Here is a 21,871-nt window from a genome sequence, read left to right as displayed (position 1 = left end):
GCCCGTGACGGAAACGCGCGGCGCCCTAATGACGAGGCTCTGTGGCCTACCCTCCAATTAGCCGTTCGCGATTCCACCGACCCGCACGGATCCTGTCTTCGCAGCTCAGAGCTCGACGGCTCCCGGTACACGAGGTGTGCGCCGTGCGGGCGGGCTGCAATCACGATCAACATGCTTGCCCAGCGACGGTCCGCCGCAGGCGTGGTGCCGATCTTTTTGGAGACCTTCCGAGGCCAGGTAACGGGTAGGCATCCCCGTCCGCGACGGAACGCACGAGAGTCATTAGGTAACGGGGGCAGACACAGAACGGCCCGCGTCCGGTCACGTCCTAGCCCGCTCAGGCCGCCTCTGGGGTCTGCTCGAGAGCGCGGACTCGTCCTGTCGGCGGCGGGTGAAGGCTGACCCCGGGCGGCGGGGTGGTTTCTATTGACGGTTGCAACACTTCCTAGATCATCATGGGAGTCGTGTTGTCGTCACGTTGGGTGAAGAAGGGGCCGGGGCGGCGTCCGCAGTCGGACAAACGCCAGCGGTTCATGGAGTTGCGCGAGCGGGGTTGGAGTGTCCGGGCGGCTACCCGGGAGGTGGGGTGAGCCGCACGACAGGTGCCAACTGGTCTCGCGGCTACAAGACCTACCGCAACGGTGTCGTGGTTGGGTTTGTCGCGCCGCTGGATCGGTTGGCGGAGCGCCAGATCAGCGCTCGGTTCCTGTCGCAGGACGAGCGGATCGTGATCGCGGACCTGCGTCAGGCCGGTTGCACGATCCGACAGTTTGCCGACCAGCTGGGCGGGGCACCGTCGACCATCTCGAGGGAACTGCGCCGCAATACTCCCGGCGCTGCCTACCGTCCGTTCGAGGCGCACCGTCTGGCGACCATCCGCCGTGCCCGGCCTCATCGCCGCCGCATTGAGACCAGCCATGAGCTCCGCGACGTCATCTGCGAACTGCTCGAGCAGCGGTGGAGCCCGCAGCAGATCAGCCGTCACCTACGGCTGCGGTTCCCCGGCGAGCCGGGGATGTGGCTGTGCCATGACAGCATCTGCGAACTGCGCGAGCAGCGGTGGAGCCCGCAGCAGATCAGCCGTCACCTACGGCTGCGGTTCCCCGGCGAGCCGGGGATGTGGCTGTGCCATGACAGCATCTGCGAACTGCGCGAGCAGCGGTGGAGCCCGCAGCAGATCAGCCGTCACCTACGGCTGCGGTTCCCCGGCGAGCCGGGGATGTGGCTGTGCCATGACAGCATCTACAAAGCGATCTACCAGCCCGGATCCGGCTTGATGCGACCGACAAAGCTTGCGCCTCATCGGCGTTCGCCGCTGCGGACCGGCCGCGACCATCGCCGCGCGCATCAGCGCGTCGAGCGACGCCGGCCACGCTTCCAGCAACCGATGTGCACCAGCCACCAGCGGCCGTTCCAGCCCGAGGACCGGTCCCAAGCGGGCACTGGGAAGGAGATTCCATCGTCGGCAAAGACCAACGCTCCGCGATCGGCACGCTGGTCGAACGCACCACCCGACTCGTTCGGCTACTGCACCTGCCACTGCGCGACGGCGACGCACTGCACCAGGCGCTCATCGCCCGCCTGGCCGACCTGTCACCTGGACTGTTACGCTCCATCACCTGGGATCAGGGCACCGAGATGGCTCGACACAGATCAATCACCAAGTCGCTCGGCGCACCGGTCTACTTCTGCTGCTCCCACTCGCCCCGGCAGCGCGGATCCAACGAGAACGCCAACGGCCTGCTGCGCGACTACTTCCCCAAAGGCACCGACCTCAGCGCCCACTCACCCGAACACCTTGCCGCAGTCGAACACCAACTCAACCACCGCCCCCGCATGGTGCTCAACGACCAGGCGCCAGCAGACCTCTTCGCGACGCTGCTAGCCTCGAGCGACCCGTCCGTGTTGCAACGTCGACTAGAACCCGCCGCGCCCGCAGGGGGTCCAGATTCGGCCGCCGTTGACACGTCCATCGCGCAGGCCGTAGTAGACGTACGTGAGCAGCTTGCGGGCCACCGCGACGGTGGCGAGGTTGCGGCCCCGGCGTTCGGCGATGCGGGTGCGGGTGCGGGTGCGGGTCTGGTTGAGTTGGTCGGCGTAGCGGGCACCTTGGGCAGCTTCGGCCGCCGCCCACCGCACCGGCGTCGAGCCCTGTTCGGTGCTCGGGCCGCGCCGCACGACGGTATCGGACGCGTGGTGCTAAGGCGTCAGCCCGGCCCACGAGCTCAAATGCGCGGGGCTGGCCAAGCGGGTGACGTCGCCGAGCTCTGCGACGAAGATCGCCGCCAGCGTCGGTCCGACGCCGGGAACCTTTTGCACCGCCCGGAAGCCGGCGTGACCGTTAAGGCGGCGCGTAATGGTCCGGCGACCGAGGCTTTCAGCCCGCTACGCCAGGACACTGCTTTCAGCCCGCTGCACCAGGCCACCAGCTTCGCTCGGCGCCTGACCATCTGTCAGAGCTGCCGGACCGCGGGCGGAGCGATCCACCCTCCCGGCAAGCACCCATGCGCAGCAAATCCGCGAGATCAGCGGCGTCACGGACGTCGTTCTTCACCCGACGGTAGTCGAACCTTCCACCCCGAACGGATGCGCCCGGTGAACCTCGGCGCCGGATCCTGCAGCACGTCGACGGCCCAGTACTAGCCATACGTGGCCCCAGCACGATCTGCGGAGGCTCGCACGCCAGCGCGATCTGCGTTGCCAGAGCCATCCGGCCGTTGTCGATTCGGACCGTGCCCAGCCGATTCCCGGTCTCGTCCCTGCGCACGATCACCGACCGGCAACGACGCAGGTCGATACCACAATCTGCGGGCCGTCGTACTCTGCTGACACGCGGGGCCTCCTTCGTCGTTTGACATGAGCACCCCCGACCATCCCGCCGGGAGTTACGAGCAGCAAGGCCCTCTCCTCCATGCCATCAAGGGGGTCGGGGCCATTCGAGCCGGCGGTTAACCCGCCGACGAGGAACCGAAGGCCCGCTGCGCCGACGTCGCCGGTTTACGGCGCTCGCCCGGAGGCGCTTCATCACACGCGCTTCGCTCATCGAACACGCCAGCGATCGTTGTGTAAACGTTGGAGAGCTATTCGGGCGTGGCGGCAAAGTCCTCTACGCGTCGCCGGGCGGCGGGCCGCCCGCTGTCGAGGCAGCTGGCCACGGTGTCGATGACAGCCAGCGGATGACCTTTTCGGAGACGGCGAGCTCACGTTCGTAGGCTTGAGCCGGGCGATGCGCGGTGAGCCAGGCAGCGCTGCGTTCGACGATCCAGCGCTTTGGGTGCACAGCGAAGCCACGCTGCTCGGTGGCTGACATTGAACGGGCATGCAAAGCAGTCGCCCAGGGACCTGACCATCGCGATCCTATCCCTCGATGCGCGGCTGGAAGCAAGCACCAAAGCCGCCGCCGCACTCCACGACGAATCCGGCGGCATCTTGACCGAGATCGTCGTTATCGGCCCGATCACGGCCGACGCGGATGCCGGGGCGGTGGCGGCGATCCGAGGCTCCTCGGCATAACCGGCCGACCCCGCCGATTGACCACGCCGGCCGCCTACGCCAACTAAGTCGGCACCGCGCCCGTTGAGGCACCCAGCGCCAACGTCGACCAGGCGCGCCATTGGCTGTCACACAACGGCGATCGCCAACTCAACTCCGCATAGCATTGCCCAAGTCCGAAAACCTTGCCGCCGCGGCAGTCATTCCCCGGGCCCGCCGCCCTCGACTGTACGACACTGCACTCCACAACTTGGCGGACAGGCGCGCGCAACAGCCACCCGGCAATCACTTGCGCTGCTTCCGGAGGAAGCGTTCGCGTGATCTCGCTCAAGACGACTTGTTCCCATTCGCTAATCGATACCCTTCTGAGTAACAACGCCTCGATGAGTACCAACTCGCCGACAATTTCTTGTGCCCTGTCAAAGAAAGAGATCTCGTGCATCATCGCCATCAGCTGGGCTAGAGCCTGTTCGACCGACTCATAAGGACCAGCGTCACGATGCTCCGCCATCTCCCGACCGCCGTTGGCAGGTGTCATGGCCGTCAGCTTACGGACTCAACCGTCGCCCTAATGAGTGACATCGCGCTCAGTTTGTCGTTTGCCCCCGGTTTGATCCAGCGTCGCTACTGGCCAGACCCTTCCGTGCCCAAGAGTCGCCGCTATCGGTGTCAGGAGAACGCCCGCCGCGGGTCCCAGGTTGAGCCGACGCGCGGAGTAAATCGACTGTGACCAGCCGCTGCCGATCATTGACTGCACGGGTCATCCGGCTCACCGTCGACCGCCTGCCCAGCCGCGACGAGCCGGAGCCGTTCTGGCGGTGGTGGTCCAAGGTCGACGCCACGGCCGGCGATTTTGACGGGGGCTGGCAGACGTTCGAGCGCCGCTTCGACATCGCGCGCCGCTTCCGCCAATACATCCCGACGCTGGGTTGAACCGCTCCGCTCCGCGCTGCCCGAACCAGCCGCCGCGGACCGCGGGATGTGGAGTACTGGCGTCGCCCATATAGAGCGGCGTCGCGCCTCGCCCTGGCGCAGGACCACGCCACCCGAGACGCCTCATGGAGCCGGGCGCTCTACGAGCCGGTGATCCATCGGCCCGGGGAGGCGTATCGCTGCCCGCGTGCGACGGGGACTGCCGAACTTCCCATGCGACCAGTCCGTCGCCAGCGCAGCCACCGAAGCCCCTTCCACGCTGCCGGGACGCCAGCTCAGCTCCCGCCAAACGGCAAATCAATTGCCCGCCACGACATCGGACTCCCCTTGATCACCGGCACGACACCGGGGACCGGCTCGGCACCGAATGGGCACCAAACCTCGCATAGTTGCTTTAGCGACAAGGTAGGGCGGCGCCGACCTGTCCGAACTCAAGCAGTACTCGCACACGCGTTACCCCATGCTTGCGGCACGTTTGGCGCCGACGCAGCCGAGCAGACTACACTTCTCGATCACATCTTCGCCAACAGTAGAAGGATGGCTTACGCGGTCCCATGGTCGACTTGAAGCCCCGGTGTGACCAGGCGACAAGTGGCACGCGCTATCGCTGACTGTCACCGCCTACCTGTTCAACAAACCTTTGCCCGCGTACGGGCGGTGACACGTACCTAAACGTGAGTGAATGCGCTAGCCTCCCAAAGAGTTTCCCGTGGCGGTGCCGACGAACGTGCGCTCGTAAAGGATGGAGGACACCCATGACGGAGGAGAGCGAGATCGGCGTACGGCCCGACGGGCTACGCGACGTGGCGGATGTCCTGCTGGCCACTCACTACGCAATCCGGAGTATGGCCGAGCAGGTGGTAACAGCACATGTCACGGCCCAGCAATGCGGCGACGAGACAGCCGCCGCGGCGATCAACTCCTTTGTGACCCGGTGCGAGGCTGGGCTGTCCTTGCGTGCCACCCGGGTTCAACAGGTGGCGGAACAAATTCAGGCGTATGTCCTGGACGTCGTAGGAGCCGACGAACGGGTGGCCGACAATTACGCTGACATTATTGGACGGCTGCCAGGCGGACGCGTACGGATGAGGCCGTGAGCTCCCGTGATCCCGCCGGCGCGGCACTGCTGGCCGGCAGTGACCCGGCGGCCGTGGATGCAGTCGGCGTCAAGCTAGTCGATTGCAGTCTCGACTTCGCCGATACGACCGGCCGGGTGGCAGCCTCAGTCCCCGATGACGATATCTGGAAAGGGCCAACGAAGGACCAGCATGTGATCGGGACCGCGCAGCAGCTCGACCACATGGACGCCGAGCGACTCGCGATTTCCACGGCGGTGCAGGCCATCGAGGCTTACGCGGTGGTGCTCAAAGCCGAAAAGAAGCGAATCCTGCAGGCACGGAGCCTGTTCGACCAGGGCCGACAGGGACTTCAGCAGGCCAGCGTGAACCCGCCACCAGCCGCCGCACGCATAGCCTGGTCTCAGAAGGCCGCCCTCTGCATCAGCGCGTGCGAGCAGGCTGACAGGATCGCGCAGGCGTCCGTGGCGACGGTGCGGTCCGCCGCCGTCGAGCTGCACAGGAAACTGGATAAGGCCGCCGACGTCTTCGAGCGCGGGTTGGCGTTCTCCACTATCGTTACCTCACCGATCCGATTGCTCGGCGGGATGATCGGCGGCGGGCTGCGTCAAGGAGCTGAGATTGCGCACGGACTAGCATCTCTGACCGCGGAGGTGGCAACAGATCCCAGCGGGCTCGCCCAAGAGCTTGGCACCTACGTTGCCTTCGGGGCCACTCCGAGGGAGAGCATCGACAAATGGGGCGCAGCCATCGGCGGCGTCACTGGCTATACAGCTGTCGCCGAAGGCCTACGAAACGGCAACGCCGACGGGGTTACCGGCGGGCTGGGCGCGGCGTTGCTGGGCGGCTCGGTGTTCGACGTAGGGATGCGCGCTGTTCGGGCACTGCCGGATTGGTTGGGCATGCACGTACCTGATCCGGACATCTCGAGCCTCGGTCCCCGGGACGCCACTACCCAGGCAGCAGTGCCGGGCGGCGCCGAGCGAGTGCCGAGCCCGCCGCCCGAAAACCAGCTAGGTCCCCGACAGATGAGTCGGCAGGAGGCGTTGGACGCCTTCTATCACGAGTCAACGGAGTACCGGGCCCGACAAGATCACATGCACGGCGTCCTGGCGAAAACCAACCCTGGATACAGCCGTAACAACCTTGAAACCGACTGGAACTGCGTGAACGCGTGCGTAGCGTTTGACCTGAATATGCGACAAGACTTCAGCCTCGATGTGATTGCGAAGCGCGCCATGGACGATCCGCGGGATTCCATCATGTATCACGGCGATCTCCAGTCTATGCCGGCTACGGGACAACCCAGCGCTATAGAGCAGCTGTATGGTCGGCCGTTTCAGCCGGTCACCACCGATGAACTTTTCAAGGCATTAGAGGGCGGCGGTCCCGGCACTCGAGGCATCGTCTCCATCCGCACCATGACAGGCGGCGACGGCCACGTGTTCATGGGCGTTAACCTCGGTGACGAAAAGCTGGGCCCCGCAGTTGCCCTCGTAGACCCACAGACTGGCAGTCGATCGGCATTCGATCAACTGGACCACAACTTGAAGATCTATTTTCTGCGCACGGACGATGCTGAGATCCGGCCTAACGCTTTCGAATTCGTCACCCCGGCACCCCGGCCGAACGCGGCCCGCTAGATCCGCTACGGGCGAGATCTACTTTCCGGAGTCATACCTGTCGTTTAGTACGACAACCAATTGAACGTCGGCGGACCCGACTCTGACGTGTCCGATTTGCATAGTGCGGACAGGATTGGGTAGCGTTCCGAAATGATCACCTCCCATTGCGCACGGCTTACTAAAAACCACTGCCCCGGCATGCAGGAGAAGCGGGAGTCAATTGACTTTCCGACCTCCAATATTCGGCAATGAAGCACGACCACAAAGCGGTCGCACGGTTTGTTCGATGAACACCATGCCCCTCGCCGAGTCACGTAGACGTCCGCCAGCAAAATTCGTCCACCCGGACAGGCGCAACTTCAGTTGGAAAACTTCCGTCTATTACTAAAACTGCATTTTCCGGATCGCCGGTAGCGGTTTCGCGACCTATCGTAGTCTACTAGCGGGCATGGAACTTACTCCTGAGGAGAATGACCTGCTGGTCGGGGGACTTACCGCCTTGGGTAAGAGGAGCAAGCCAGGCGCTGGAGCGGGGGCGGCCTACGCGGCCCGGCGCATGCGAGCTGATATCTTCGAGACTACGTTGGAACTTCCGCTGTCGTTGCCAGCCGCTACCGAACTGATCGGCCGAACCTTGGCTTTCTTGGGTACGAAAACAGCCGATTCGCAGGTCCTGATGGGCGCTGGCGCGATCAAGCTGAACCCGGCCGTCGTTACGGTGACGGCATCGGAGCAGAATGGCTCGGTTCACGCCACCGTCCGCGGCGTGGCGAAGGAGGGCTTGATCCGTCAGCGAGCGGGCGAGAAGGCGGCCCGCCTAGTTGTTCAGCACCTGACAGCCGCCATTCGATGAGCACGGGCACCGATGGACCGGTTGAGCTGAGGGCAAAACGGCCACAAAGCGGTGTTCAGAAGGCCCCCGCAGACGGCAGAGGTCCACCGACCAGCTGCCGCGAGGCTGACGCGGCCAACGTGCCCGGGACCCAGTCGGCTGCCGTTCTGACCGCCGTCGGACGCCGCGGCCGGGCAGCTACCGGGCCGTTGAGGCCTGGCACGCCGCTCCCGAACCGCGCGGGGCATTGCGGTAACCGCTGGCGGAGGTGTGAGGACCGGCCGATGCCCTCGCTCGAGAGGTCCCGCCTAACCGTCCGGCCGATTGCCCCTACTTTTGCGAGCCGTCTGCCATCCCTCTCGGAGCAGCCCGCTCGTGCCGGCGAGTAACTGGTCCAGGTAGGATCCCGGCTGCCTGTCGTTGACCATGTCAATACAGGTTGCGCTGGGACGCTGCAAGCCGAGATTCTTGGGGGTGTCCAGTTTGAGTCAGACAGGTCGAAGCCGGCGAAGGTTTCCGCACAGCGCCGCTCCACCTTCTCGGGAACAAGCCCTCGGAAGGCGGGGATCGCCGCGCGGTGAAGCTTAGTCAACGGATCGAGATTTCCGAAGGCGTGCAGATGGATGCTCTCGCGGATTTCTCCCAGAACCCCAAGGTATTCGGCCCAGGCAATGTCCAGGTGGTAGAGGACGATGGGCCGCCCCGCGAAGCCATGCGGTCCCTGCCGTGCGCCTGCACTAGCCGGGCACGGTCGGCCGGACAGTCCTGTTCGATCATCCGGTCGGCCCGGAACCTCATCAGCAGATCCTCGCGCACTCGTCGAGTGCGGTCCGGTGCTGGTCCCAGCAGGTAGTAGTAAACGCCAGGAAGCAATGCTCGAATTTGTGGGTTCGCGTTGGGGGCGTCCCTTCCCGGCGAGTTCCAGCCAGCAATCGAGTGGAGCTCGCGGTAACGCGGGTGGGAGGGGGCGCCCGTGTTTGCCGTAGTCAGCCGGCAAGACCAGACGCCGGCGACCGTGGCCGAGCCGGTATCCGGGGGCTCGCTGATTGATGAGATCGTGCGGGACGGTGCCTGCCGGATGCTCGCCGCCGCGCACGAGGCCGAGGTCGCCGACTGCATCGCCGCACACGCCGGCGGGCTCGGCGACGATAGCCGCCGCCTCGTCGTGCGCCACGGGCTCACGCGGCCGCGGCTGGTGCCGACCAGCTCCGGCGGGGTCGAGGTCTCGGTGCCGCGGGTCAGCGACAAGCCCCTCGACGAGCAGACCGGCGAAAGCAATCGGTTCGCGTCGGCGATCCTGCCCGCCTGGTGCGTAAGTCGCCGCAGATGGAAATCCTCGGCTCGCGCAAGCGCTTCGAGTTGGCTCCGGTGATAGACGGGCGCCTCCGAGCTACGATCAGCGCTGGCATGCGCCGCGTTTGATTTGCGGAAACGGCGAGCGGGCATGAACCACTCAGATTTGATCGTCAAGTCCATGAACCATCACGATGACGTAGAGAGGTCATGCCCGCTGCGCCGCCCGGTCAGCGACCGCGGTCTGCGTGTCGCAGCATGCTGCTTAGCCCAGCTTCGAACAGCGAACAGTCACCGTTCCCGAATAATAATGGGTGGCCGCGCTCCCCGAAATGTTCGTGAAAACGATGTTGCAGTTGCTGTACCCTTGGGCGCGCCCGCTCGCTGTCGCATTTGCCGACGCGGCAGACTGCGCCAAGCTGTAGGTGCTTCCTGAGCCAGAGCTGACGAAGTCCTTGTAGACGATGTGCTGCGCGGGCGGGGTCGCAGCTGGGCCGTACTTGCTAGACCACTTTGCTGGGCCGTTGTTGGCCGCGTAGACCACAACGTTGCCGTCATCCTGAACGGCCAATTTCGCGTTGGGATTTCCCCAAGTTTGCGTATCGAACTTGGCGGAATTTGGGGCATAGACGACGAAGTTGCCATCCGGTTGCATGATGGCGAGGTTTGCTCCAGATCCCCAGGTTCCCGTTGACCATTCCGCCCCTCGCGGGCCGTAGAGGACGAGATTGCCATCGGTCTGCATGATGAGGTTGTAGGTTTTGCTGGGCGACTGCACCTGCTGGTTGGGGCTAAGTGATTCCCCCGGCAAAAGCCAGCCAACCTGGCTAACTGCGGCTGAGGCAGAGACGCCGGTGCCCGCGAGGACGCCCAGGCTGATCACCAGCCCGGAAAGTGCTGCGCCGATGCTTCTTACTCGCATACAGACTCCTCGATAAAAGGCGCTCGACTTTGATGAGCGCAAAAGCTAATCGACGTCCACTGCATGATCAAGGTTTCGGCATCCCCGCCAACAATTTATACTATTCCATTAGTAGTCGACCACCAAAAGGCAGACTAATTTTACGGTCGCTCCGACTCAGAGCAACAAAGGGAGAGTCGCGTCGCACAGGCGCATAGGCGAAGCGCCGGGCAGACCGAAGTCGGCGTCAGAGGCTTTATTCAGGGCCCAATCAATGCGTAAAATGCCGACGGCTGCGCATCGTGGCCCTCGGAATACCGAAAATTGATTTTTCGAGAAATGGCTCGGCGTCAAACAGCCGGTATTAAAAGCAGAATGCATCGTACCCCAGTCGCGGCATACGCCGATTTTGCAGTATCCGACCTTATCCTCGTTGCGCCATTCTCATCGGTCTTATCTTCGGTGAGCTGGAAGGTAGCTTCACCAACCCAGTCCGCCTTCAGCTGGGCCGGCTTAGACCTGATCGGCGGCACGCCGATCACCTGTATCGCCTCGGCGCAAGGCAGTTAGGTGCTGTCGACGCAAAGATGGGGCTAGGATCCCCCTTTAACAGACGGGAAAACGACGATTTGCCGACTGCGGGCTGAAGATGGATCTCTTGTGGGCGCGCAAGCTGTCGACTTTCGCCGCCACATCCATGATCATATCTGGTATTGCTCATGGCAGACGTGCCGAAAAATTGAAAGACACCGAAATGCCGTATTGGGAGATCGGTCCGGCCGGCGCAACGGTTCACTCGGCGGGCCGCTGACCGTACGTGGGGCCGGCTCAAGGCCGCAGTCATCGTCCTGGCCGATCTCGACGACGACATCGGCTTGAGCGCCGAGGTGGATGCCACCATCTTGCGAACTCATCAGGACGCTGCTGGAGCTGCCAAAGGGCCGACCATCCAGGAAACGCAGGCAGAAGGCATTGGCTACTCCCGTGGCGGGCTGACCACGAAGATTTACACCCTTGCCGACGGCCGCGGTCGACCCCTGGTTACACTCATCAGAGGGCCAGGCGGCCGACACCTTGGGTGCTCGGGACAATTCGGTCGAAGGCCTACTTGTCACTCCTTGACCGGTACCGGATCTCGTTACTGCGACAGCAGGGCTCGGACATGCCAGCGATCGCCTAGCAGCTCGGCCGAGCCCCATCGGCAATCAAATGGGAGCTGCGCCGCTACGTTATTCCCCACGCCGTCGACCGCACCGGCGACGTCAGACACGATCGACCGGTCCCCTCCGACCGGCGCTGCTGGGTAGAGCGGCTGAACCGTCTATCAATCTCGGGAATGAGTGCGGCAGGCGAACGCCGCAGCCGTTGAAATCCATCTTCTAGCACTCATAAGATGGTGCATCGATCTTCATTTGACAAACGGCCTTTCAGCAGTCCCATCGAGAGACTAGCGCTGAACCCGACGAACGATGCGCACGGAAGGGCGACAGTGCAAATCCCCCCACTTCCCGAAGGACTCGATCTTCTGGAACTTAAGCTCGGAGCCGTCGGTCGAAATTCCACCATATTTAGCGGCAAGGACAGCACTGACGGAGCCATTGTCGCACTGAAAGTCTTTAAAGAGAAGGCGAAGGACGAGCACAGAAGGGAAATTTTCGAACGCCACGCGGCCGCTCTCACCAGGCTAACACATCCCAACATAGCGAGGCTGCGCAGAAGCGGCTTTACATTAGACCATTATCCTTTTCACCTCTCCGAGATATCTAAGTCGAATAGCACCGAAGTGACTACTATATTGAGTTCCTGGACCGGCAACTACGCCGAGCTCGGAAGTCGCCTTGCGGCAGCACTGGCTCACGCCCACGATCTGAATGTAGTGCACGGCGCAGTAACCCCTGGAAATGTTCTTATCGCCCCGACTGGCCCCGTCCTCATTGATTTTCAGCCACCCCTGGCGTGCGGAATTAACAAGCATGGTCCCGATCTGGCCTTCGATCCGCCCGAATTCATGTGGGCAGTCCCCCCTTCGCCGGCGTCAGACATTTATCAGTTGTGCGCAACGCTCACGTGGCTCATCTCGCATCGCCCAGCCCGCACAGTCCAGCCAAATGTTTCACTGGCAGAGCTGCATGACGCCTACGTCGCGCCGCTCGAGGATTGGCCCGGAGTCGCGCCAAACATGGTGAAGATCCTCCAACTTGGCTTGAGCTTCGAACCGGCATCCAGGCCATCCATCGGTGACATCGCGGCGAAACTCTCCCAAACGGTCGACGCGACGGGCACGGCGGCCCATCGCCGACTCCTGATCGGTGGCCTCGAGCCTCTGGCCAAGCAACCGGGCGCCGAGGCGCCGATACGACGCGACGCTGCCACTGAACGCGCCGCGTCCGTTGACGGCAGTGGAGCCGTTGACGCAGTAGCCAACGTGCACAGCGGCGAACGACCGGATGCGGCTGCTGCCGAGCCTTCGGACCAGGGCCATGCTGTTGAGCTTGCCGCCGATCCGCCGCTTCGCGAGAACGGCCAGGCTATCCCGACCGAGGTCAGCGATGTCACTCGATCGGAATCGAGTGTCCAACCTCAAGCGCAGACTGCGCCGGCCACGCCGCAACGACCTAAGGGCAGCGTGGCCGCGAAGGACATTCTCAAGGGCGACGCTGCGGAAACAGCAATCCTCGGGCAGCCAGGACCGCAAGACATCAGCAGACGTCGCCGGATACGCCGGCTGGGGGTAGTCGCTGCAGTAGTCATGGCATTGTCGCTCCTGAGTCTAGTGCTCTGGCCCCCAACGCAGGACGCATCGCCTCGCTCCTCGGGCAGCGTTTCGCCCGCGACGCCCCCGCCGTCTTCCAACCGGGTCGATCCAGCGGTTGCCCCGCCGCGATCGCCGTCGACGCTGCCGGTTACCGCCCCAACATCCAGAACACCACAGTGGCGCCCTCGTCCACGGACTTCCGAAGCGGCTCGATCAGAACCGAGAAAGACGCAGGGCGAACGAAACTCGCTCGTAAAATCTACGCCACCTGCCCGGCTGCGGTGGGAAAGTGAACGCCTCCCGAGTCATCTCGTCGGCCGTCTCGACGGCGACGGGTGGTCCGCTACCGTAAAGGACGGACCAGGATTTCTCAGCTATGGTCCTTATACCACGAAGGTGACGGCGGGATCGCACGCCGGCTCCGTGGCGCTGGCTATCGACAACAACACGGCAGACGACGCTGTCGTGGCAACACTTGATGTCTTCGACTCTACCGCCGGGATGCGACTAGCCGTACGCCAAGTGCACCGCAACGACTTCACCCGGCCTAATCACTATCAAGTCTTCACCCTCCCCTTCAGCATTGCCAAAGGAACGGCGGGCCACATGCTCGAGATACGCACATGGACAAATTCCCTTGCCTACTTACGGCAGGACTGGCAGGGATTTAGCTGACCGAGGTACGAGAGTGGCAAGGCTTCCACCGAGCAACCTCATGCCCGCTGAAGTGGCAGCTGCCGCGGCTGCTTCAGCGGCGGCATATGTCTGCGTGGCTATCGACCCACGCGAATCGCCGGATGGGTGACATTCGAACACGGTAATCTGCGTACGGCCGCTGATCCTCGAGCCGAGTTGTAGCGACGAACGTCCCAGCCAGCGGTGTCAACTTCCTTCGACCGGCTGCCAGTCGGTGATCCGGTGTACGGACCGGGTTCGCCGCTCACTTCTTCGGTTTTCTGGGCAATGGAGTTCCTCGAGCAGGCGAACGGCGACCATCCACCGGGCGCCCATGCTGACGCCGATACGCCGTCAACCACCGAGAAGTCGACCTGCAGCTGATGCCACGAACGAGCTGACGGATCACGCACAAGATCGCGTCTGCTTCCCCGGCTAAGGACGCTTCGCGATCCTCATCCGGTGACCCGGTCAGCGGAAGCATCGGATTCACAATAGCCGCTCGACGGGCAGGTCCGAGGGTTACCGCCGCTCCCAGGCTGCCGAGCCGAGCCCACTTCGTTCCGAACATCAATAGCGAAAGGCCGTGCGACACCCCTCCCATTGCCTAGAAACATATGAATGTCAGCGGTCACCGGCTCCTTCCGCGTTCGCGATGCATAGTTGCGAGAAGCGCCACGAGAGGGACTGTGCCTCCAGATGTTCGATTCATGGCTCAATCGGAACTTTTTAAGTTCGAGGCAAGTGGACTCGGGGACGGTCGCCGGACCAGCTCGGAGTCTAAAAAGTGGCGTCGAGGCGACGGTGAAGATCGCCAAGCAACACCCGGCGCCCACCGCGGCGAAGCTGGCCGCCGCCTGTGGATCATTCCTCGAGCTGGCGGAAGCGCGTTTTGCCTGGTGCAAACGCGTCAACAACCGCTCTCACCGCGAGACCAGAGCCGTTCCCGCTGGCGGCCGAACGGACGCAGCTGTCGCTCGGGGCGGTGCGGTATTCGACTCCGTCCGGGCATGTCGGCAGCAAGGTGTGGTGCCGGGTCGTCGGCGCCGAGCTGGTGATCGTGGCCCGGACTGCGGCCGGGCTGTCGGAGATCGCCCGGCATGAGTTGTCGACCCCGGGCAACCCGCGGCTGCCCGACGCCCACTATCCGCATCATCCCGGCGGGAACCTGCCCCGGCCCGCCCGGCTGCGGCCGCGCACCGAGCAGGAGATCGCGTTCCTGGCGCTCGGTGAAGGGGCCCGCCGCTGGCTGATCGAGGCCGGCGCCACCGGCGCCACGAGGGTGCGGGCGAAGATGGCCAAGGCGATCGAGCTCGCCACTGTCCTCGAGCCGGGCGCGGTTGATGAGGCGCTTGGGCTGGCCGCGATCGCCGGCCGGTTCGCCGAGGATGACCTGGTCTGGATCCTTGAGCACGTCGAACAAGCCGGGGTTCCCGGTGACGTGGTCATCGCCGACCAGAACCATTCGGTGCAGCCCGGCACCGGGTCGTGGGACCGGTTCGGCCGATGAGCAGACCCGACCCTGCCGCGATCCCGGACGAGCTCGAGCGGCTGCTGCGCCGGATGCGGCTGCCCTATCTGCGCAAAGCCGCACCCGATGTCCTGGCCACCGCCCGGGCGCAACGCTGGGACCCCGCCGAAGTCGTCCGGGTCCTGCTCGCCGAGGAAGCCGTCGGCCGCGACCACGCCACCCGGCGGATGCGGCGCAAAACCGCGAACTTCCCGACCGGTAAGACCCTCGGATCCTGGCGGCCCGTGGAATCCTCGATCCCCGAACTCACCCAGAACGCGTTGACCACCCTCGAGTGGGTAGGGCGGCACGAAAATCTGGTCGTGTCCGGGCCGTCAGGCACCGGCAAATCGCATGTCGTCGAAGCCCTCGCCCACGCCGCGATCGAATCAGACCTGCGGGTCGCCTGGTTCACCCTGGAAATCCTCACCTAGACCCTCACCAAGAGCAAAGCCGACGGATCGGTCGCCCGCACCATCACCCGGATCTGCGGCTGCGACCTGATCGTCGTCGACGACATGGGCATGCTGCCCGCCGGACAGGACGCCGCCGAAGCGTTCCACCGGATCATCGACGCCGCCTAAGAACGCCGCTCGATCGCCGTGACCAGCAACATCCACCCCTCAGGCCTCGACACCATCACACCGAAAACCCTCGCGACCGCGACGGTCGATCGGCTCCTGAACCGCGCACACCTCGTCCTGACCAAAGGCGACAGCCACCACCTCGCCGAAGCCCTCGCCGGAAAAGGAGTGATCCCCTTGATCCAACCAACCATCCGAAAGACCAGTGTCCGCGGACCCGGAGAAACCGTGACCGCGGACCCGGCGGCCAACCGTCCGCCCACCCGGGACTCCAAGTGTCCGTTGACACCCGGGCTGTGCGGCATTGCGGGCAGGTCGACGATCTTGTTCGTAATGATCAGAAGCGTAGTCGGTCAGCGGACGATCTCCGGGTCTCGCGGATACCGGGGGTGAAATTTGTCCTGCATAGCGGCTTGAATCCGCCGCTGTTGTTTTAGCTGTGCGAGCTGCTTGCGATCGACGGGGCCACGATGGGGCATCGACCATACGGAGCCCCCGATCAGCGGACTTTGCCGGCGAAGGCCGCTGGAGCCAGACGCGACCGCGTTACACAGCACCGTCGCAGCAAGGCATTTGCGACGGCACGCAGAGCGAAGCCTGCGCTTGTTCGACAGCAGCCGAGAAATGTCGACGGGGTTTGACCGTCACGGCCCGGGCGAGCGCCTAATGCGTGTCATAGAGGTCCGTCACGCGGACGCGAGTGCGGCGGTTGGCCTAGATTATCGCAGAGATGGTTTACGTACGCCGCCCTTGGTAATCCGGTCGAATTGGGGTATCAGCGGGGGTCATCCGCAGGTTGACGACCCTGCGCAGGCCGACACATCGTTCACAGCTGCCGAAGCGAATACGATCCTCACACCGCTGACACCATGTGCTGATGGCGCGCAGTCGCCAGCCGAGAAGGACGCCGCCGTTAGCAGCAATGACTATTAGGACAATCGAAGCAAACGTCACGGCCCTCCTTTCCCTGCTTCCTTGTAATGATTTGAGGCCGGTCCCGTCGGCTTGACCTCAAGCGATAGGCCGATACGAAAGTGCCATTCCGATCGGCCGACGTCCGGGCTATTTGTCGCGCTTGCTCGGCTTCGACAGATCGTATGGCTTGCTGATCCGGCGTGCTGAAGTGTAGCGGTGCGCACGCCGGCAGAGGCGATAGTGTGTGAATTCGTATGAGTTTCAAGCGTCTTGCTAAAGTTGCATTATTGTCGAGCGAGTCGCAGTTTCTCGTGCTGTTATACGAGGCGCAGCCGCCGTGGTACGTTCGGTATCGAGACCGGATGTCAGTGCTGAGGCGTCAGAGTGCATCCGCGAGCGGCGGGTTTTGCCTCCTCCGGCAGGATGACGTGCAGGTTGCGGGGGCCGTGCACCCCCTCGACCCGGTTGAGCTCGATGTCGCTGGTGGCGGACGGCCCGCTGATCCAGGTGAGCGGGCGACGCGGGTCGAGCCGGGCGACGGCCTCGGGCACGGAGGCCACCACCTGGTCCGGGCGCAGCACGCAGATGTGCAGGTCGGGCAGGAGCGAGATGATCCGGCGCCCCTGGTCGGGCGAGGCGTCGAGCACGATGGTCCCGGTCTCGGCGACCGCCACCGCCGCCGCCGTCACGACGCCGTCGGCGGCCGCGATGCGGTCGGCCGGGAGCCCGTCGTCGACGAGGGCGTCCACCGAGGACGGCAGCCATTGCTCCGGCAGTCCCGGCGGCACGACCACGGTTCCGGCCGGCACGATCTTCTCGATCGCGGCGGCCACGTCGGCTGCGCGATGAACCACCGCCTTGTAGTCCTCGAGCCGCTCCACAAGAAGGTCCAAGTCGGCCGGGACCGAGCCGCGCCGATACTCGCGCGGGATCTCGAGCGGCGCGGAGCTGTGCACCAACGCGGCCCGAACCCGGTCGAGAATGACGTCCTTCGAGCTCATCGCCCTCGCCACCAATCGCGGAACGTCTCCTCCGGCGGCGCCGGCAGATCGCGGCTCGCCGACCACCCGTTCAGCGGCGGTGGCAACCCGCGGCCCTTGCGGCCCGCCAGCCGGGCCAGCTTGGCGGCGTGCTGGGCCTTCTCGTAGAGCCGGGGACGGTCCATCGTGTACGCCGCCGCTGCCATCACCGCCGCCTCCGACCGTGGGTGCGGCGCCTGGTCGCGCAGGTGGACGAGGATCGACGGGATGTCGATCTTCACCGGGCAGGCGTCGAAGCAGGCGCCGCACAGCGATGACGCGTACGGCAGCGTGGCGTTGTCGTCCACGCCGGTGAGCTGCGGCGACAGCACCGCTCCGATCGGGCCGGGATAGACCGACCCGTACGCGTGCCCGCCCGTCCGCTCGTAGACCGGGCACACGTTGAGGCAGGCCGAGCACCGGATGCAGTGCAGCGCCTGCCGGCCCACCTCGTCGGCCAGCACCGCGCTGCGCCCGTTGTCCAGCAGCACCAGGTGGAAGCTCTGCGGCCCGTCCCCCGGCGTCACCCCGTGCCACATCGAGGTGTACGGGTTCATCCGCTCCCCGGTCGACGCCCGCGGCAGCAGTTGCAGGAACACCTCGAGGTCCTGCCAGGCCGGCACCAGCTTCTCGATGCCCATCACGGTGATCAGCGTTTCCGGCAGGGTCAGGCACATCCGCCCGTTCCCCTCCGACTCCACCACCGCCAGCGTCCCGGTCTCGGCGATCGCGAAGTTGGCCCCCGAGACCGCCACCTTCGTCGACAGGAACGTCTCGCGGAGGTAGCGCCGGGCCGCCGCGGCCAGCACCGGCGGATCGTCGGTCAGCCCCGGGTCGACGTCCGGCATCGCGGACAGGAAGATCTCCCGGATCTCCGAGCGGTTCCGGTGGATCGCCGGCACCAGGATGTGGCTCGGCTTGTCGTTCCCGAGCTGCACGATGAGCTCGGCCAGGTCGGTCTCGACCGGCGCGATCCCGGCCGCCTCGAGCGCCTCGTTGAGCCCGATCTCCTGGGTCGCCATCGACTTGACCTTGATGACCCGCTTCTCGCCGGTCCGTCGCACCAGGTCGGTGACGATGGCGTTGGCCTCGTTGGCGTCGGCCGCCCAGTGCACGACCCCACCGGCGGCGGTCACCTTCTCCTCGAGCTGCTCCAACAGCAAGGGCAAGTTCGCCATCGTGTACGCCTTGAGCGCCGATCCCGCCGCCCGCAGCTCCTGCCAGTCCGGCAGTTCGGCGATGACCCGCCCCGACTTCCCGCGGATCGTCGTGGTGGCGTGCTGCAGGTTGCGCCGCAGCTGCGCGTTCGCGAGCGCCTCCCGAGCCGCCACCGGGAACGGCTCGTCCCCCCGCAGCTGTCCCACCCCACGCGGCGCCCGCGCCGGCATCCCCAGGAACGTCATGCCGCCGCCTCCATCCATGCCGGGCGCACGTGCGCCGAGCGGACCCGCGTCCTCCGGATCGTCATGCCGCCGCCTCCGTCGATGCCAGGATCTCGGCCAGATGGACGGTGCGGACGCCGGTGCGCAGCCGCGACAGCCCGCCGCCGATGTGCATGAGGCACGACGCGTCGCCGGCCGTGCACACATCCGCACCCGTGTCGAGCACGTGCCGCATCTTGTCCGCCAGCATCGCGGTCGACGTATCCGCATTTTTCACGCTGAAGGTTCCGCCGAACCCACAGCATTGCTCCGCCGCCGGCAGCTCCACCAGGTCGAGCCCCCGCACCTTCCGCAACAACCGCAGCGGCTTGTCCCCGACCCGGAGCACCCGCAGCGAGTGGCACGTCGGGTGATATGTCACCCGGTGCGGGAAATAGGCGCCAACGTCCTCGACCCCGAGCACGTCGACCAGCAATTCCGACAGCTCATAGGTCCGGGACGCCACCGCCTCGGCCCGCGACGCCAGCCGTGTGTCGCCGCCCGCGACCATCGCATGCTGGTGCCGCACCGATCCGACGCAGCTCCCGGACGGGGCGACCACCACGTCGAACTTCTCGAAGGTCCGGATATGTCGCCGGACGAGCGGCAAAGCATCCTTCTGGTACCCGGTGTTGATGTGCATCTGGCCGCAACAGGTCTGCTCCTCGGGGAACACGACCTCGTGACCGAGCCGCTCGAGCAGCAGCACGGTCGCCTTGGCCGCGGCCGGGAACAGGGTGTCGGCCAGGCAGGTCGCGAACAATGCGATCCGCATTCGCACACCTCCCTTCAGAAGCCGGCGGTCAGAGCCGTTCGGCGGCGGCGCGCCACGCCGCCGGATCGCCGCCCGGCTCGTACCCCACGATCTGCTGAGTCTGTCGCAAAACCGACTTCGTCGCGTCGCCACGACGCCGTCGACCGACGTCAGCTGCGTGCCTTCCCGACGCCGGTACGTCCGAGCAAGCGTCACCGCAGCGAGACGACGGCACGGCCACCGGCACCTCGCAAGTGATGGACGCCAACTGCAGGGCAACATCGCTGGGTAACCCGCGGATGATTTGCCACTGTCGCGGAGCGTGGCTACGGCCTTACAGCACCATTGCAGCAAGATGGCGGCGCAGACCGTCCGGGGCATAAGGCGACCTGAGCGTCATCACAAGTTGGGAATCAAACTGCTTCCGCTCGGACAACCAGATACCGGCTTCTTGGTGCCGCGGTGACGAGCCCGTGAGGCGCACCGCGCCTCACGGGCTGAAGGATCAAATGGTTGGAGCGTTGAACAGGTCCCACTGCTGGCTAGGTACCGTGTATTTCTTCGTGGCGGAATCGTATTGGACCTTGCAGGTGCTGATGGTCACCGTCGACTTGTCTTGCGTGCCGCCGGCCGTCAGGCACTTCCCCAATGCCTTCAGGGTTCTGGAGTTCGAGTCGTAGCTCCACTTCTGTGCAGCGGTGGAGTTACAGCTGAACAGCTGCACCGGGGTGCCGTCAGCGCTGATGCCTTGCTGGACGTCGAGACACTTGCCGAGCGAGCGCATGGTGCCGGCGCTGCGATTGAATGTCCATTGCTGGTTCGTTTTCCCGTGGCAGCCGTAGAGCAACACCTCATTGCCGTTCGCCGCGTTGGCTCCCGGAACGTCGACGCAGCGCGTACTTTCGACCCCTCGAATCGCTCCGGGGAGTTTGCCGAGGCCCTGTCCCACCTTCTTCATCTGCTGCAAAGCCACCTCGGAAAGCAGGCCGGTGTCGCGGTGATAGCCGACATCCCAGGTCATTGCGCCGCCTACCTCAGTGACCTGTTGTGAATATTTGACGATTTCTGCGTCGCTGTGTTTGAGACCAGCGTTGTAGGCAGCACCCCACCTGCTCTGCGACTCCGCGAGCAGGTGATAACGCAGGGACGTGCCCCGGTCATCGATGAATTCCTTGCGCATACTGAGCCGGCTCGCCCAAAGCGCGTCGGTTGTCTCACCTGGAAGAAAGTCCGACACTGGCTTGTCGCTTCTCGGCAGCGGTCCTCCCCCCGGGTTGAGGGCTACGAGCGCTGCCGGGTTCTTGATGCGGACAGCTGCCGCAACCGCCGTGTAATAGGCGCCGAGTGTCGGGTACGGGCAGGCCGTGGTGGGAGTTGCCGGGCAGTACACCGGGTCTGCACCGTTACCACCCGGAGCTAGGATTGATCTGGTAGTTCCTGCTTTGGCTCCGTCCACAAAGAAGCCGTCGACCTTGTCACCCCATCGGGTCGCCCACTCTTTAAGCACGTTGATCCAATTTTTCTGGTATGCGGGCGCAGTGGGTATTCCTCGTGTCTTGGGGTCACCTCCGAGATGGTCCCAGGCCCAGGGGTCCAGACTCGGCCCGTCGAGGTTGACATAGACGATGAATTTCAGACCATTGGCGTGCAACGCGGTGCCCATGTCGGCGATCAGGTCGCGCGTGCTCAGTCGACTAGGGTGCCCCGACGCCGCCACCAGCTTGTCGTAGGTGGTATTGGGCGAAGCCCAAAAGCCGTCATTCTGCCCGACGGCCAAAATGAAATAGCCTGCACCAACCGACTTGAGCTGGCCAACCACTCCTGCCACCTGGTAGGCGTTGACGCGCTGGTTCCAAGAGGCGGGGGTGGGAACGGGGTCTCCGCAGCTTGACGAGGTGGGGGTTGGCAAGTTGCCAGGGCAGCCCTGAGCCAGCCAGTGCTCCATCAGGCCGAAGTTGCCGCGCATCCAGCCGGTTCGTTCCGCGCCACCGTATGCTGCCTGCGCGGGGGATGCGGGTCCGGCGGCGAGGCAGATGCCGAGCAGAAGAACAACTGCTCCGGCCACTTTCGTTCGAAGACTTCTCAC

15 protein-coding genes and 4 pseudogenes are annotated in these 21,871 nt (G+C 64.6%); 11 read left to right on the top strand and 8 right to left on the bottom strand.

Translation table 11 applies throughout. From position 1 onward, the window contains the following. Window positions 1–586 precede the first annotated feature (586 nt). Both ACQP2F_RS15490 and ACQP2F_RS15485 read left to right on the top strand, forming a co-directional pair. Window positions 587–766: pseudogene (locus tag ACQP2F_RS15490) on the top strand (hypothetical protein); the annotation flags it as partial. 623 nt (window positions 767–1,389) lie between these two features. After that, window positions 1,390–1,776, top strand: a pseudogene (locus tag ACQP2F_RS15485) (IS30 family transposase); the annotation flags it as partial. A 141-nt stretch (window positions 1,777–1,917) separates the two neighbouring features. On the opposite strand, the gene ACQP2F_RS15480 reads toward ACQP2F_RS15485, so the two are convergent. Both ACQP2F_RS15480 and ACQP2F_RS15475 read right to left on the bottom strand, forming a co-directional pair. Then, complete coding sequence (locus tag ACQP2F_RS15480) at window positions 1,918–2,178, bottom strand: hypothetical protein (RefSeq protein ID WP_433304581.1); 261 nt, start codon at window positions 2,176–2,178, stop codon at window positions 1,918–1,920. A 21-nt stretch (window positions 2,179–2,199) separates the two neighbouring features. Continuing rightward, window positions 2,200–2,319 (bottom strand): transposase, encoded by a 120-nt coding sequence (locus ACQP2F_RS15475; protein ID WP_433304578.1) that lies wholly within the window; start codon window positions 2,317–2,319, stop codon window positions 2,200–2,202. Between the two features lie 990 nt (window positions 2,320–3,309). Here ACQP2F_RS15475 and ACQP2F_RS15470 point away from each other — a divergent pair. Beyond that, window positions 3,310–3,513: a hypothetical protein gene (locus ACQP2F_RS15470; protein WP_433304576.1), complete on the top strand. Its 204-nt coding sequence runs from the start codon at window positions 3,310–3,312 to the stop codon at window positions 3,511–3,513. 43 nt (window positions 3,514–3,556) lie between these two features. Here ACQP2F_RS15470 and ACQP2F_RS15465 read toward each other — a convergent pair whose 3' ends face one another. Continuing rightward, window positions 3,557–4,030 (bottom strand): hypothetical protein, encoded by a 474-nt coding sequence (locus ACQP2F_RS15465; RefSeq protein WP_433304574.1) that lies wholly within the window; start codon window positions 4,028–4,030, stop codon window positions 3,557–3,559. Window positions 4,031–4,239: 209 nt separating this feature from the next. Here ACQP2F_RS15465 and ACQP2F_RS15460 point away from each other — a divergent pair, with 209 nt between their 5' ends. From ACQP2F_RS15460 to ACQP2F_RS15440, 5 genes and pseudogenes are all read left to right on the top strand, one after another. Next, entirely contained in the window at window positions 4,240–4,425 is a 186-nt protein-coding gene (locus tag ACQP2F_RS15460) for a hypothetical protein (protein WP_433304572.1), read from the top strand. A gap of 755 nt (window positions 4,426–5,180) precedes the next feature. Further along, the gene (locus ACQP2F_RS15455; protein WP_433304570.1) at window positions 5,181–5,522 is read left to right on the top strand and encodes a hypothetical protein; all 342 of its coding nucleotides are present in this window, start codon (window positions 5,181–5,183) and stop codon (window positions 5,520–5,522) included. Then, complete coding sequence (locus ACQP2F_RS15450; protein WP_433304567.1) at window positions 5,519–7,144, top strand: toxin glutamine deamidase domain-containing protein; 1,626 nt, start codon at window positions 5,519–5,521, stop codon at window positions 7,142–7,144. Before ACQP2F_RS15455 ends, ACQP2F_RS15450 begins: the two co-directional genes overlap by 4 nt. Window positions 7,145–7,709: 565 nt before the next feature. Continuing rightward, a complete protein-coding gene (locus tag ACQP2F_RS15445; protein ID WP_433304565.1) occupies window positions 7,710–7,979 on the top strand; it encodes a hypothetical protein in 270 nt (89 codons plus the stop codon). Window positions 7,980–8,973: 994 nt separating this feature from the next. Next, window positions 8,974–9,287, top strand: a pseudogene (locus tag ACQP2F_RS15440) (IS256 family transposase); the annotation flags it as partial. Between the two features lie 229 nt (window positions 9,288–9,516). Here ACQP2F_RS15440 and ACQP2F_RS15435 read toward each other — a convergent pair. Then, window positions 9,517–10,173 carry a hypothetical protein gene (locus ACQP2F_RS15435; protein ID WP_433304563.1) on the bottom strand — a complete coding sequence of 219 codons (657 nt, stop codon included), beginning with the start codon at window positions 10,171–10,173 and terminating at the stop codon, window positions 9,517–9,519. A 1,468-nt stretch (window positions 10,174–11,641) separates the two neighbouring features. Here ACQP2F_RS15435 and ACQP2F_RS15430 point away from each other — a divergent pair. The 3 genes and pseudogenes from ACQP2F_RS15430 (at window position 11,642) to ACQP2F_RS15420 (ending at window position 15,676) form a co-directional block, all read left to right on the top strand. After that, window positions 11,642–13,582 carry a serine/threonine protein kinase gene (locus ACQP2F_RS15430; protein WP_433304561.1) on the top strand — a complete coding sequence of 647 codons (1,941 nt, stop codon included), beginning with the start codon at window positions 11,642–11,644 and terminating at the stop codon, window positions 13,580–13,582. Window positions 13,583–14,567: 985 nt separating this feature from the next. Beyond that, complete coding sequence (locus ACQP2F_RS15425; RefSeq protein ID WP_433304559.1) at window positions 14,568–15,092, top strand: hypothetical protein; 525 nt, start codon at window positions 14,568–14,570, stop codon at window positions 15,090–15,092. Continuing rightward, window positions 15,089–15,676, top strand: a pseudogene (locus tag ACQP2F_RS15420) (ATP-binding protein). Before ACQP2F_RS15425 ends, ACQP2F_RS15420 begins: the two are co-directional and overlap by 4 nt. A gap of 1,280 nt (window positions 15,677–16,956) precedes the next feature. Here ACQP2F_RS15420 and ACQP2F_RS15415 read toward each other — a convergent pair. The 4 genes from ACQP2F_RS15415 to ACQP2F_RS15400 all read right to left on the bottom strand — a co-directional run bounded on the left by ACQP2F_RS15415 (window position 16,957) and on the right by ACQP2F_RS15400 (window position 21,871). Continuing rightward, window positions 16,957–17,592, bottom strand: coding sequence for a LutC/YkgG family protein (locus ACQP2F_RS15415; RefSeq protein WP_433304557.1), 636 nt, complete (start codon window positions 17,590–17,592; stop codon window positions 16,957–16,959). Beyond that, entirely contained in the window at window positions 17,589–19,013 is a 1,425-nt protein-coding gene (locus ACQP2F_RS15410; protein WP_433304555.1) for a lactate utilization protein B, read from the bottom strand. The genes ACQP2F_RS15415 and ACQP2F_RS15410 overlap by 4 nt, the downstream gene beginning before the upstream one ends. Window positions 19,014–19,074: 61 nt before the next feature. Beyond that, window positions 19,075–19,806: a (Fe-S)-binding protein gene (locus tag ACQP2F_RS15405; protein ID WP_433304553.1), complete on the bottom strand. Its 732-nt coding sequence runs from the start codon at window positions 19,804–19,806 to the stop codon at window positions 19,075–19,077. Between the two features lie 484 nt (window positions 19,807–20,290). Continuing rightward, window positions 20,291–21,871 carry a ricin-type beta-trefoil lectin domain protein gene (locus tag ACQP2F_RS15400; RefSeq protein ID WP_433304551.1) on the bottom strand — a complete coding sequence of 527 codons (1,581 nt, stop codon included), beginning with the start codon at window positions 21,869–21,871 and terminating at the stop codon, window positions 20,291–20,293.

This window comes from Actinoplanes sp. CA-030573 (assembly GCF_050951115.1).
In the GTDB taxonomy this organism is placed as follows: Bacteria; Actinomycetota; Actinomycetes; order Mycobacteriales; family Micromonosporaceae; genus Actinoplanes.
This window is presented reverse-complemented; position numbering and strand designations above follow the sequence as displayed.

Excerpts from the sequence above, each read along its gene's own strand:
- ACQP2F_RS15465 (WP_433304574.1), bottom strand. The coding sequence starts at position 4,030 with ATGACACCTGCCAACGGCGGTCGGGAGATGGCGGAGCATCGTGACGCT.
- ACQP2F_RS15455 (WP_433304570.1), top strand. The coding sequence starts at position 5,181 with ATGACGGAGGAGAGCGAGATCGGCGTACGGCCCGACGGGCTACGCGAC.
- ACQP2F_RS15435 (WP_433304563.1), bottom strand. The coding sequence starts at position 10,173 with ATGCGAGTAAGAAGCATCGGCGCAGCACTTTCCGGGCTGGTGATCAGC.
- ACQP2F_RS15415 (WP_433304557.1), bottom strand. The coding sequence starts at position 17,592 with ATGAGCTCGAAGGACGTCATTCTCGACCGGGTTCGGGCCGCGTTGGTG.
- ACQP2F_RS15410 (WP_433304555.1), bottom strand. The coding sequence starts at position 19,013 with ATGACGTTCCTGGGGATGCCGGCGCGGGCGCCGCGTGGGGTGGGACAG.
- ACQP2F_RS15405 (WP_433304553.1), bottom strand. The coding sequence starts at position 19,806 with ATGCGGATCGCATTGTTCGCGACCTGCCTGGCCGACACCCTGTTCCCG.